Below are 12,895 nucleotides of genomic sequence, written 5' to 3' on the forward strand. Positions count from 1 at the left end.
TCAGGCGAGGGAGATGGCCCGTTCGGGGCACGATCGCACCGCTTCCCGCACCTGCTCCTGCTGGTCGGCCGGGACTTCGCCCGCGATGGCCGTCGCGTGTCCGTCGACGTCGCTCAGCTCGAATGCCGCCGGTGCGTTGATCGAGCACAGGGTGTGTCCCTGGCAGCGATCCGGATCGACTCGGACCTTCATCGTTCGTTCCTCCGCAATCGTCGTGGGTCGCCACGGGCCCGGCGCGTCGATCAGCTAGGCGCCGGTGATGACCGCGGCCTCGTCTTCGGCACGTCCCACAGCTGAACCTTCCGTCCTCTTCGATGGCCACGACGGCCACGCCCTGACGACCGATCACGCGTCGGCCGGTACGCCGAGGAACCCCCTGCGGTGTGTCCGCACAGGCGGCGGCCGGCGTTCGCGCAGCCGGGGTCCTTGCGCACGGCTCGCCGGAGCGGGTACGGACAGGCCGTCTCGGTGCAAGAATCAACCTTTCCGTCAATGAGAACGGTACTCTACCAAAAGTATCGCCGCAAGCCACGCCGAGTTGGCGGATTTCACCTGTTCAAGTGGTATCCGGGCGCGGTTCTGTGGATCGGTCGGACGTCTGCGGTGACGCTCCCCGAGGCGCGATCGGATGAAATAATCTCGTTTTAGGAGAATGCTGTTTCCGTCATGACGGGAAGCGGTTCGTCCGGACGTGTCGACCGACGGCGGCCGTGCGGCCGGGTCGTTGCCCGCCGATGCCGAACGGCCGCGCACGACGGCGCGCCGGTCCCGAGAAGTGAGTGAGAGTGCCGAGATGCGAACGGTTCCCGAGCAATTGCGAATCCGCTACGAACGGGAAGGCTGGTGGCGCCGGGAGACGCTGGGTGAGCTGCTGGCGCGTGGTCTCGCCGCCGCCCCCGGCACCGAGTTCCGGGTGCATTCCGATGTCCGCCCGTGGTCGGGCACTTTCGCCGATGTCGAACGCGTCGCCCGCAGGCTCGCGGCGGGTCTGCGGGCACGTGGCGTCGGTCCGGGTGACGCGATCGCGTTCCAGTTGCCGAACTGGATGGAGGCCGCCGCGACCTTCTGGGCCTCCGCGATCCTCGGGACGGTGGTGGTGCCGATCGTCCACTTCTACGGCCGCAAGGAAGTCGGGCACATCCTCGAGGTCGTCCGGCCCGCGGTGTTCATCACGGCCCACCGGTTCGGCAGGCTGAGTTTCGACCCCGAGGTGAGCGCCGGGGTTCCGCTGGTCGGGCTGGTGGAGATCGACTTCGATCACCTGCTCGCCGACGAGCCCATGGCGCGGGTGGTCGCCGTGGATCCGGCGAGTCCCGCCCTGATCGCCTTCACCTCGGGAACCACCAGCGCGCCGAAGGGTGTGGTGCACAGTCATCAGACACTGGGCTGTGAAGCCAGGCAGCTCGCCGAGCGGACCGCGTCGGATCGGGGCAAGCGGCTCACGGCCACCCCGGTGGGGCACTTCATCGGCATGGTCGGCGCATTCCTGATTCCGGTGTTGCACGCCGAGCCGGTGCACCTCGCCGACGTCTGGGACCCGGGCCGCGCGCTGGCGCTGATGCGCAGCGACGGCATCTCGATCGGGGGCGGCCCGCCCTACTTCGTCACCAGCTTGCTCGACCACCCGGACTTCACCCCCGAGCATCTGCGACACGTTCGATATGTCGGACTCGGCGGATCGGCTGTCCCGGTCTCGGTGACCCGCAGGCTCGCCGATCTCGGCCTCGTCCCGTTCCGCGCCTACGGCAGTACCGAGCATCCATCGATCACCGGGTCGCGGTACACCGCGCCCGAAAAGGAACGGCTCTACACCGACGGCAGGCCGATGCCGGGCGTGGAGATCCGGCTGGCCGAGGACGGCGAAATCCTCAGCCGCGGACCCGATCTGTGCCTCGGCTATACCGATGACCTGCTCACCGGCCGCGCCTTCGACGCGGACGGCTGGTATCACACCGGTGACATCGGCGTCCTCGGCGCGGACGGCTGCCTCACGGTCACCGACCGCAAATCCGACGTGATCATCCGCGGTGGCGAGAACATCAGCGCGCTGGAAGTGGAGGAGGTGCTCGCCGAATTGCCCGCGGTCGCCGAAGCGGTGGTCGTGGCCGTGCCGGACGAGCGCTTCGGCGAGACGGTCGGCGCCGTGCTGCGCATCCGGCCGGGGCGCGTGCTGCCGTCCGCGGAAGAGGTGCGCGCGCACTTCGCCGCCGCGGGCATCGCGCGCCAGAAGTGGCCGGAGCGGTTGTTCGAGGTCGAGGACTATCCGCGGACGGCGAGCGGCAAGGTGCAGAAACATCTCGTCCGGGCGGGGATTGCCACATCCGCAAGATGAGAATACCATTCTTCTCAGTTGCAAATGGAGGTCTCGCTCCTTTGGGCGCCCGCTGGTCGCTCGAAGCATCCGCCCCGCGGATTCGCGGTTCCCCCACACGCATTCCTCCGGGCCCCGGCTCGGAGTCGACCGTGCCGATCCGATCCGGGCGCCCGCGCGGTCTCGACTTCGAATCCGTCGGCTCGGCAGGGGCCTCGAAGCGGCCGCCGAGTCCGGCTCCAACGAGCGGGTCCGGCGCGCCGGAGGCTCATCCGTGCAGCCGAAAGGAAGTCGCGCAGTGCCTTCGCAGCAGCAGGAACGGTCCGCCACCACGGCGGACACCGAGGTCGACGTCGTGGTCCTCGGGACCGGCGCCGCCGGCCTGACCGCCGCCCTCAGTGCGGCGGTGCACGGCGCGTCGGTGGCGGTCTTCGAGAAGGCGGCGACCGTCGGCGGCACGAGCGCGGTGTCGGGCGGTATCGCGTGGATTCCCGCCCACGACCGCTGCGCCGACGGACCGCTGAGCGTGGCCGACGCGCTGAGTTACCTGCACGCCCAATCGCTGGACTCGATGGACGACGAACTGGTCGAGGTCTTCGTGCGTACCGGTGCGGCGATGGTCGACTTCGTCGAGGCGCACAGCGGTGTGCGCTTCGAGATCGCCGACGGCTTCCCGGACTACAAACCGGAACTGCCCGGCGGCAGGCCGGGCGGCGGCCGCTCGCTGAGTCCGGTCGCCTTCGACCTGGCCCGGCTCGGAGTGTGGCGCGACCGCATCACCGCCTTCCCGGCGGACTGGAGCAACGTCGGATTCGACGCCGAGACGCGCGCCCGGCTGCACGCCACGGTCGCCGACGAGTCGGCCGACCTCTGCGTAGCCGGGACCGCGCTCGTCGCGGGCTTGCTCGCCGGCGTGCTCGACGCCGGGGTGATCCCACGAACCGGGGCGAGGGCCACGGAGCTGATCGCCGAGGACGGCGCCGTCACCGGGGTCCGGATCGTCACGGCCGCGGGCGAATCGACGATCCGGGCGCGCAGCGGTGTCGTCCTGGCAACCGGCGGATTCGAATGGGACCCCACCCTGATCCGCTCCTACCTGCGCGGTCCGATGCACGGCGCCGTGTCGCCGCCGAACAACACCGGAGACGGGCTGCGCATGGCGATGGCTCACGGCGCGGACCTCGGCACGATGAGCGAGGCATGGTGGGTGCCGATCGTCCGGATTCCCGGCGACACCATCGAGGGCAAGCCGCGCAGCCGCAGTGTGCGCCTCGAACGGACGCGCCCGCGCAGCATCATGGTCAATCGGGCGGGCAGGCGGTTCGTCAACGAGGCGTCGGAGTACAACTCGATGGCAGGCGCGTTCCACTATCTCGATCCCAGGGGCGGCTATGTCAACGATCCCGGCTGGATCGTCTTCGACGCCGTCCATCTGCGACGCTACGGCTTCCTCGGTATCGCGCCCGGCGATCCGGTCCCCGAATGGTTCTGCGAATCCGCGGATCTCGCCGAGCTCGGGAAGAAGACCGGTATAGACCCGGACGGTCTCGCCGCGACCGTGTCCGCGTGGAATAGTCACGTCGCCGCCGAGGCCGACCCCGACTTCGGGCGCGGTTCGAGCGCCTACGACGGCTGGTGGGGCGACGAACGCGCCGCCACCGTCGCCGGCCGCACCCTCGGTCCGATCGATACCGCTCCCTACTACGCCGTGCCCGTCACCGTCGGGGCGATGGGAACCAAAGGCGGCCCGCGCACCGACCGGGACGGACGGGTGCGGCACGTCAGCGGGACGGTCATCCCCGGGCTGTTCGCCGCGGGCAACGCGATGGCCGGGGTGACCGGCCGGGCCTACGGCGGAGCGGGCGGAACCATCGGCCCCGGGATGGTGTGGGGCTTTCGCGCCGGATACGCCGCGGCGACCGGCAAATCGGTCGAGATCTGAGCACAGAGCGAGAGGCATCGCGCCTGCCCCGCCGCGATGGCGAACAGGCCGGGTTCTACGGAGGATAACGAGTTGCCGGAATACGAGAGCATCTGGAGCGATCTCCAAGGCGTCCCCTTCACCCAGGGATACCTGGACGTCGGCGGTGTCCGGACCCGCTACCTACACGCGGGCGATCCGACCTACCCGGCTCTCGTTCTGCTACACGGGTCCGGGGGGCACGCCGAAGCCTACGTCCGCAATCTGAAGGCCCACGCCGCGCACTTCTCGACGTGGTCGATCGACATGCTGGGGCACGGCTACACCGGCAAACCCGGGCATCCGCTGGAGATCTCGCACTATGTGGAGCACGTCATCGGATTCCTCGACGCGGTGGGCGCGCGCCGCGCCTGCGTCAGCGGCGAGTCGCTGGGCGGCTGGGTGGCCGCCCGCGTGGCGATCGATCATCCCGAGCGCGTCGACCGCTTGGTGCTCAACACCGCGGGCGGGTCCCAGGCCGACCCGGAGGTGATGCGCCGCATCGTCACGCTGTCGATGGCAGCGGCCACCGACCCCACCTGGGAGACGGTGCAGGCCAGGATCAAGTGGCTGATGGCCGACAAGTCGAAGGACTACGACGACGTGGTCGCCAGCAGGCAGCGCATCTACCGGCAACCGGGCTTCGCCGCCGCCATGCGCGACATCATGGCCTTGCAGGATCCGGAGATCCGGCGGCGAAACCTGCTGGGGCCCGGTGACTACGGCCGCATCACCGCGCCGGCCCTCGTGCTGTGGACCAGTGACGACCCCACCGCAGACGTCGGTGAGGGCAGGCGGATCGCGTCGATGATCCCCGGCGCGCGCTTCGAAGTCCTGCCGGACTGCGGGCACTGGCCGCAGTACGAGGACGCCGAATCCTTCAACGCCCTGCACCTCGACTTCCTGCTGGGCGGCTGACCATGGCCGAGCGCAGGATCTCCACCGCGCCCGACGTCGACGTGCTCGTCGTGGGTGCGGGCCCGGTCGGCTTGACGCTGGCCAACATGCTCGGGATGTACGGTGTGCGCGCCCGGGTGGTCGAGGAACGCCCGAGCCTCATCGACTACCCGCGCGGCGTCGGCCTGGACGACGAATCGCTGCGGACGTTCCAGGCGATCGGGCTGGCCGACCGCGTTCTGCCGCACACCACCCCGAACCAGATCATGCGGTTCGTCGACGCGCGGCGCAGGCTGCTCGCCGAGATCGCCCCCACCGACGAGCAATTCGGCTGGCCCAAACGCAACGGGTTCGTCCAGCCGCTGGTCGACGCCGAGCTGCTCGCCGGGCTGGCCCGTTACCCGCACGTCGAGGTGGCCTGGGGGACGGCCATGACCTCGTGCGCGGAGGCAGGCGGGCGGGTGACGGTCGAACTCGCCACCGACAGCGGGCCGTCCACCGTGACCGCGCGATACGTGGTGGGCTGCGACGGCGGGCGCAGCGCCACCCGGCGGCAGATGGGGGTCTCCTTCGAAGGCACCACCTCGCCCACGCGCTGGCTGGTGGTCGATCTCGCCTCGGATCCGCTGGGGCATCCCAACATCGAGGTCGCCGCCGATCCGGCGCGGCCGAACGTGTCGGTGTCGATCGCGCACGGTATCCGGCGCTTCGAGTTCATGATCCACGACGACGAACCCGACGAACTGGCCGAGGATCCGGCGTTCGTGGCGCGGATGGTCGCGCCGTTCGTCCCGCATCCCGAGCGGCTCGAGGTCATCCGGCGCCGGGTCTACACGCACCATTCCCGGATCGCGGGCGCCTTCCGGCGCGGCCGTCTGCTCCTGGCAGGCGACGCCGCGCACCTGATGCCGGTGTGGCAAGGGCAGGGCTACAACAGCGGGATCAGGGACGCGGCCAACCTCGGGTGGAAACTCGCCGCCGTCGTCGGAGGGCAGGCGGGCGACGCCCTGCTCGACAGCTACGACCTGGAGCGCCGCAAGCACGCCAGGGCGATGATCGATCTCTCGACGATGGTCGGCCGGGTGATCTCGCCGACCGATCGCAAGGTGGCGGCGGTCCGCGACGCGCTGGTTCGCGCCGCGGCCGCGATTCCCCCGGTGAAACGCTATGTGCTGGGCATGCGGTTCAAGCCGATGCCGCGCTACGAGCGCGGGGCGGTGGTGCACGACTGGTCCCGTTCGCCGAAGTCCTCGGTCGGCACCCTGTTCGTGCAGCCCCGGGTGGACACCAGAGACCGCCCCGACGTCCTGCTCGACGAGGTGCTCGGACCGTGGTTCGCCGTGCTGTGCTGGAACAACCGGCCCCGCGATGTGCTCGGAGCGACGGCGTTCGAACGATGGAAAGCCCTGGGAGCGCGGTTCTTCGAGGCCCGCCCGTCCGCCCAATTGCGCTGGACCGGTCACGACGACCCCGACGTCGTCGTCGTGGGCGACCGCACCGGCGCGCTGAAACGCTGGTTCGACGGCCAACTCGACTCGGTGCTGTTCCTGCGGCCGGACCGCTGCGTGGCGGGGGCGTCCATCGCGCAACAGGCACCCGAACTGAGCGCGGCACTGCTCGACACGCTCCACCTGCTCCGAGGAGGAAACGATGCCGCTGGCCGTGTGCTGCGTCTCGCACAGCCCTCTTCTTGACCTGCCCGGGCCGCAGCGAGAGTTGCTCGAGGACATCGAGTCGGCCCTCGACGAGGCGTCGCGGTTCGTGCGCGACTTCGACCCCGACCTGGTCGTGGTGTTCGCGCCCGACCACTACAACGGGTTCTTCTACAAGCTCATGCCGCCGTTCTGCGTCGGCACGGCGGCTACCGGAGTCGGCGACTACGGCACGCACGCCGGGCCGCTGGACGTCCCCGCCGACCTGGCGGCCGAACTGGCCGAGGCGGTGCTCGCGGCCGGTGTCGACGTGGCCGTCTCGATGACGATGGAGGTCGATCACGGGACGGTCCAGCCGTTGCAGCGGCTGCTCGGCGCCGCGACCGCGCGACCGGTCGTCCCGATCTTCGTCAACTCGGTGGCCGTGCCGCTCGGTCCGCTGCGTCGCGCCAGAGCGCTCGGCGCGGCCGTCGGCGCGCACCTGGCGACACTCGGCAAGCGGGTACTGGTGCTCGGTTCGGGCGGGCTGTCCCACGACCCACCGGTGCCCGCGCTGGCCACGGCCACCGGACCCGCGCTGGAGCGGATCGTGCACGGCGGGCAGATGACCCCGCAGCAGCGAAATACCCGGCAGGAGAGGGTGATCGAAGCCGCCCGCGAATTCGCCGCCGGGCGCGGCGGGCTCCGGCCGCTCAACCCCGAGTGGGACGGGCGCTTCCTCGAGATCCTCGACCACGGGCGGCTCGACGAGTTCGACGACTGGGCCAACGCGGCGATCACCGAGGCGGCGGGCAACTCCGCGCACGAGGTGCGCACCTGGGTCGCCGCCTTCGCCGCGCTGGCAAGCCAGGGGCCGTACCGGACGACGGTGCGCTACTACCGATCGGCTCCCGCGCTGATCGCCGGATTCGCCGTGCGAACCGCCCTCGCGGACACGGGCCGGGACAACGATTCGACCGCCAGGAGGCGAGCGTGACATCCGAACCGATCGACGCACCCGCGTCCGGCGCCGCGAAGGCCGGAAATCCCGGAGAACCAACGGAGTTCGACCATTCCGTCGATGTTCTGATCGTCGGCTCCGGCGGCGGCGGGCTGACCGCCGCGCTCGCCGCCGAGGCGGCCGGACTGTCCGTCCTGGTGGTCGAGAAGGCGGCCTACTACGGAGGATCGACCGCGCTGTCGGGCGGCGGCATCTGGGTGCCCGGCGCACCCGCGCAGAAGCGCGACGGCTACACACCCGATCCCGACGGGGTGGTGGAGTACCTGCGCGCGATCACCGAAGGCCTGGTCGGCGACGCGCGCCTGCGGGCCTATGTCGCGAAGGCGCCGCGGATGATGGAATTCCTCGAACAGCGCAGTCCGTGGCTGCGGTTCGTGTGGAAACCCGGCTACGCCGACTACTACCCGGAACTGCCCGGCGGCTCCGCTCAGGGCAGCACCATCAACGTGCCGCCGATCGATTTGCGCATGCTCGGCGACGAAGAGCAGAACCTGCTGCGTCCGCTGGCCCTGGCCCCGAAGGGAATCTGGCTGGGGCCCAGGGATCTGCGGCTGTTCTACCAGGTGCGCCAGTCCTGGCGCGGCAAAGCCGTACTGGTGAAGCTGGTCTGGCGGATGTTCCGCGCCAGGGTGTTCGGTGACCGGATCGCCGCCATCGGCCAATCCCTGGTGGCCCGGCTACGGCTCGCACTGCGGGAGCGCGACATCCCGCTCTGGCTGAACGCGCCGATGACCTCCCTGATCGCCGGAGCCGACGGCGGCGTGGTCGGCGCGGTGGTCGAGCGCGACGGGCAGCCGTCGCGGATCCGGGCCGCACGCGGCGTGATCCTGGCCACCGGTGGCTTCGATCACGACATGGCCTGGCGCAAGGAGCACCAGCCGGTCGTGGACCAGGACTGGAGTTTCGGCAATCCGCAGTCCATGGGCGACGGCATCCGCGCCGGGCAGCAGGTCGGCGCGGCCACCGACCTGATGGACGAGGCGTGGTGGTTCCCGGCCATCCAATGGCCCGACGGCCGGCTGCAATTCATGCTCAACGAGCGCATGATGCCTGCCCAGTTCATCGTCAACGGCGCGGGCGAGCGGTACATCAACGAGGCCGCGCCGTACATGGATTTCGGCCACGCGATGATCGAGGGCCAGCAGTCGGGTACCACGCACATCCCGAGCTGGCTGATCACCGACGTGCGCTCCTGGCGCCGCTACGTCGTCGCCGGGCACCTGCCGCTGCCGAAGATCCCGTTCGCACCGGTGCCGACCGGCCGGAAGATCCCGCGGGCCTGGCTGGACTCGGGTGTCGTCGTGGCGGCCAACTCCTGGACGGAACTCGCGGCGAAGATCGGCGTGCCCGAAGATCGCCTGCGCGCCACCGCGAAGCGATTCGATGAACTCGCCCGCAACGGCCACGACGACGACTTCCAGCGCGGCGACAGCGTCTACGACAACTACTACGGCGACCCCACCCTGCCCAACCCCAACCTGTATCCGCTGGGCAAGCCCCCGTACTACGCGTTCCGGATCATCCTCGGCGATCTCGGCACCTCGGGCGGCCTGCGCACCGACGAGCACGCCCGGGTGCTGCGGTCCGACGGCACCGTCATCCCGGGTCTCTACGCCGTGGGCAACACCTCCGCGGCGGTCATGGGCCGCAGTTACGCGGGCGCGGGCGCCACGATCGGGCCCGCGATGACGTTCGGCTATGTCGCGGTCGAGCACCTGGCGGGTAGCGCGACGGCGGACCACACCGAATCCGCCCGCGACAACTCGACGTTCGATTCCATCGGAGGAAGTAAGTAAATGAAGATATCCCTGTTCTACGAATTCGCGCTGCCGCGGCCGTGGGTGCCGGACGACGAGCGACTGCTCTTCAAGGAAGGTCTCGCGGAGGTGGAGGCCGCCGACAAGGCGGGGTTCTCCACCGTCTGGCTGACCGAACACCACTTCCTCGAGGAGTACTGCCATTCCACCGCGCCGGAGATCTTCCTGGCCGCGGCCAGCCAGCGGACCGAGAACATCCGGCTCGGTTTCGGCGTCATGCACCTGCCTCCGGCGATCAACCATCCGGCCCGGGTCGCCGAACGGGTCGCCACACTCGACCTGATCTCCGATGGACGGGTGGAGTTCGGCACCGGCGAATCGTCGTCGGTGGGCGAACTCGGCGGATTCGCCATCGATCCCGCCGACAAGCGCGGGCAGTGGGAGGAGGCCCTGGAGGTCGCCATCCGCTGCATGATCGAGGAGCCGTTCACCGGTTTCCAGGGTGAGCACATCCAGATGCCCGCGCGCAATGTGATTCCCAAGCCGCACCAGCGCGCGCATCCCCCGGTGTGGGTGGCCTGTACCCGGCCTTCCTCGGTGCAGATGGCGGCGCGGTTGGGCGCGGGTGCGCTGAGCTTCGCCTACACCGGACCCGGGCCGCTGGCGGATCGGGTCCGCGGGTACTACCAGGAATTCGAGGACAAGGCCGAGCCGTGGCTGCCGGTGCTCAACCCGAACATCCTGGCCATCGGCGGCGATCTGTCGATGATGGTCGCGCCCACCGACGAGCAGGCTCTCCGGCGACTGGGACTCGGCGGCGGGTTCTTCTCCTTCGGGATCATGCATTACTACATGACCGGCCAGCACACCCCCGGTCGCACGGGTGTCTGGGACCGCTACCTCGACGCTGTCAGGGAGGACGAGACGCTGGCCTACGGGCCGGGCCGGGGCGCCATCGGATCGCCGGACACCGTACGCGAATTCCTGCGCGGCTACGAGGAGAGCGGCGTCGACGAGATCATCCTGCTGCTGAACCCGCGCAGCCACGAGGCCACCATGGAGTCCATCGAACTCATGGGCAAGCACGTGCTGCCGGAGTTCATCGAGCGCGACGAGAAGGCCGTCGCCGCGAAGGCCAAGCGCCTCGAGCCGGTTATCGAGAAGGTGGAGGCGCGGCGTAAGCCGTTGGCCTCCCCGGCATTCGACGAGAACTACGCGTTCGGCGGCCTGCCCACCGGCCGGGGCGGCTCCTTCACCGCCAGCGAGATCCCCGAGGCCATGGCCGAGATCAACGAGGGCCGGGTGCAGGCCGCGCAACGCGCCAAGGAAGAAGCGCAGTGATCCCCGGCCCGTGCGGTGGTGCCGCGGAACGCGCTGCGACCGCACGGGCGGTGTCGCCGCACCCGGCCGAGCCGGACGAGAGGGAGACAGAGCAGATGCCCGAGGTCGAACGAGCCGATGAGCTGTGGCGCTACGACGGCAAGCGGGTCGTCGTGACCGGATGCTCGTCCGGGATCGGCGCCTGCGTGGCCCGTCAGGTCCGGGCACTCGGCGGCCGCGTGACCGGTCTGGACGTGGCGGAGCCGGCCGGTGACATCGACGAATTCCATCGAGTGGACATGGCCGATGCCGCGTCGATCGAGCGCGCCGTCGCCGCGCTCGCCGGCCGCGTCGACTCCCTGTTCAACGTCGCGGGCGTCTCCTCGGGCATCGGCGACCCCATCCGCGTGGTCACGATCAATTTCCTCGGCCTGCGGCAGTTCACCGATGCGCTGGCGCGGTCGATGGCGCCGGGGGCGACGATCGCGAGCGTGTCCTCGCTCGCGGCGGCCGGCTATCTCGAGCACCGCGAACAGGTCGGCGGCCTGCTGGACACCGCGGACATGCACGCCGGAATCGCCTGGTGCGAAGACCATCCCGACGCCGTGGCCGACGGCGGTTATCGGTTGTCGAAGGAAGCGATCATCTACTACACGATGCGTAACGCCGTCGCCCTGGGGGCGCGCGGCATCCGGATCAATTGCACGGGGCCGGGAGTGACGGAGACGCCCATCCTGGAGCAACTGCGCTCGGCCTACGGCCAGGAGTATCTCGACACCATTCCCAAGCCGCTGGGCCGGGTCTGCGAGCCGGCCGAACAAGCGGCCGCCTTGCTGTTCCTCAACAGCCGGGCGGCGAGTTATGTCACCGGCCAGGTGCTCTGGGTCGACGGCGGGAACGTGGGCGCCCGGATCGCCGGTGTGGACGTGGGCTCATGACCGCCGGAATACCGGCACTCGGCGTGAAAGGAGAAGCAGCGTGGCGGATCTGACGGAATTCCGGCGTGTCGCCGACGGTGTGCGCAATTGGGGCCGATGGGGCGCCGCCGACGAACTCGGCACGCTCAATTTCATCACCCCGGACAAGGTCACCCAGGCGGCGCGCCTGGTACGGCACGGACGGGTGTTCCCGCTCGGCGTCGACTTCGGCTCGTCCGGACCGCAGGGCGCGTTCAAGTTCCGGCACAACCCCGTGCACGTGATGACGGTGGACGGCGGCGACGCGCGAACCCTGACCGAGTACGGCCCGAAGTGGTTGCGCAACAGCGTCGGACGCGAACTCAGCGGCTTCTTCGAGGACAACCCGTTCCGCTTCAACGACGACCTGATCATCATGCCGCTACAGGCGGCGACACAGTGGGATGCGCTGTCGCACGTCTACTACGACGACCACCTGTACAACGGTTTCCCGGCGAGCTCGGTCACCAGTCTGGGCGCGTACCACTGCGGGATCGACAAAGTCGACGGCAAGGGCATCACGACCCGCGGCGTGCTGCTGGATCTGGTCCGCCACCGCGGCGCCGACACCTTCCTCGCGGCCGGTGACCCGATCACCCCCGACGAGCTGGACGAGGTCGTCGAGGCGCAGGGCGTCGAAGTCGGACGCGGCGACATCGTGCTGATCCGCACCGGCTGGTGGGCTCGCTTCCTCGAGGCGGGCGACGGCACGGAACCGTACTCGGGCCTGGACTGGCGGTGCGCGAGCTGGCTGCACGAACGGGAGATCGCGGCCGTGGCCGCGGACAACCTCATGGTCGAGGACCCGGTGTCCGGAGTGGACGGCACCTTCCTGCCGCTGCACATGCTCTGCCTGCGGGACATGGGACTGATGCTCGGCGAGTACTGGGATCTCACCGCGCTCGCGGCCGACTGCGCCGCGGACGGCGTCTACGAATTCCAGCTCATCGCACCGCCGTTGCGCGTGATCGGCGCCGTCGGATCCCCCATCAATCCGATCGCCATCAAGTAGGGACCCAGAGGAAAGCACGAGGTATCGGTC

At 69.7% G+C, this 12,895-nt stretch carries 10 protein-coding genes; 9 read left to right on the forward strand and 1 reads right to left on the reverse strand.

What is annotated here, in order from left to right:
* Entirely contained in the window at window positions 1-192 is a 192-nt protein-coding gene (locus ABZ803_RS24225) for a ferredoxin (protein WP_040864117.1), read from the reverse strand.
* Window positions 193-793: 601 nt separating this feature from the next.
* On the opposite strand from ABZ803_RS24225, the gene ABZ803_RS24230 reads away from it, so the two are divergent.
* The 9 genes from ABZ803_RS24230 to ABZ803_RS24270 all read left to right on the forward strand — a co-directional run bounded on the left by ABZ803_RS24230 (window position 794) and on the right by ABZ803_RS24270 (window position 12,865).
* Window positions 794-2,332, forward strand: coding sequence for an AMP-binding protein (locus ABZ803_RS24230; RefSeq protein WP_357042293.1), 1,539 nt, complete (start codon window positions 794-796; stop codon window positions 2,330-2,332).
* Window positions 2,333-2,609: 277 nt separating this feature from the next.
* On the forward strand, window positions 2,610-4,253 hold the full coding sequence (locus ABZ803_RS24235) for an FAD-dependent oxidoreductase (protein WP_357042296.1): 1,644 nt from the start codon (window positions 2,610-2,612) through the stop codon (window positions 4,251-4,253).
* Between the two features lie 72 nt (window positions 4,254-4,325).
* Window positions 4,326-5,189: an alpha/beta hydrolase gene (locus tag ABZ803_RS24240; RefSeq protein WP_357042299.1), complete on the forward strand. Its 864-nt coding sequence runs from the start codon at window positions 4,326-4,328 to the stop codon at window positions 5,187-5,189.
* Between the two features lie 2 nt (window positions 5,190-5,191).
* Window positions 5,192-6,862, forward strand: a complete 1,671-nt coding sequence (locus ABZ803_RS24245; protein ID WP_357042302.1) for a bifunctional 3-(3-hydroxy-phenyl)propionate/3-hydroxycinnamic acid hydroxylase — start codon at window positions 5,192-5,194, stop codon at window positions 6,860-6,862.
* A complete protein-coding gene (locus ABZ803_RS24250) occupies window positions 6,819-7,796 on the forward strand; it encodes a 3-carboxyethylcatechol 2,3-dioxygenase (RefSeq protein WP_357042305.1) in 978 nt (325 codons plus the stop codon). The genes ABZ803_RS24245 and ABZ803_RS24250 overlap by 44 nt, the downstream gene beginning before the upstream one ends.
* Before the next feature lie 11 nt (window positions 7,797-7,807).
* Window positions 7,808-9,616 carry an FAD-binding protein gene (locus ABZ803_RS24255; RefSeq protein ID WP_357042710.1) on the forward strand — a complete coding sequence of 603 codons (1,809 nt, stop codon included), beginning with the start codon at window positions 7,808-7,810 and terminating at the stop codon, window positions 9,614-9,616.
* Complete coding sequence (locus ABZ803_RS24260) at window positions 9,617-10,918, forward strand: LLM class flavin-dependent oxidoreductase (protein WP_357042308.1); 1,302 nt, start codon at window positions 9,617-9,619, stop codon at window positions 10,916-10,918.
* A 95-nt stretch (window positions 10,919-11,013) separates the two neighbouring features.
* Complete coding sequence (locus ABZ803_RS24265) at window positions 11,014-11,835, forward strand: coniferyl-alcohol dehydrogenase (RefSeq protein WP_357042311.1); 822 nt, start codon at window positions 11,014-11,016, stop codon at window positions 11,833-11,835.
* Between the two features lie 40 nt (window positions 11,836-11,875).
* Entirely contained in the window at window positions 11,876-12,865 is a 990-nt protein-coding gene (locus tag ABZ803_RS24270) for a cyclase family protein (protein WP_357042314.1), read from the forward strand.
* The last annotated feature ends 30 nt before the right edge of the window (window positions 12,866-12,895 follow it).

This window comes from Nocardia sp. NPDC047648 (genome assembly GCF_040642815.1).
Lineage (GTDB): Bacteria > Actinomycetota > Actinomycetes > Mycobacteriales > Mycobacteriaceae > Nocardia > Nocardia gamkensis.

What these genes read in the sequence shown, in the direction of transcription:
- ABZ803_RS24225 (WP_040864117.1), bottom strand. Translation starts at nt 192, where the DNA reads ATGAAGGTCCGAGTCGATCCGGATCGCTGCCAGGGACACACCCTGTGC.
- ABZ803_RS24230 (WP_357042293.1), top strand. Translation starts at nt 794, where the DNA reads ATGCGAACGGTTCCCGAGCAATTGCGAATCCGCTACGAACGGGAAGGC.
- ABZ803_RS24245 (WP_357042302.1), top strand. Translation starts at nt 5,192, where the DNA reads ATGGCCGAGCGCAGGATCTCCACCGCGCCCGACGTCGACGTGCTCGTC.
- ABZ803_RS24250 (WP_357042305.1), top strand. Translation starts at nt 6,819, where the DNA reads ATGCCGCTGGCCGTGTGCTGCGTCTCGCACAGCCCTCTTCTTGACCTG.
- ABZ803_RS24260 (WP_357042308.1), top strand. Translation starts at nt 9,617, where the DNA reads ATGAAGATATCCCTGTTCTACGAATTCGCGCTGCCGCGGCCGTGGGTG.
- ABZ803_RS24265 (WP_357042311.1), top strand. Translation starts at nt 11,014, where the DNA reads ATGCCCGAGGTCGAACGAGCCGATGAGCTGTGGCGCTACGACGGCAAG.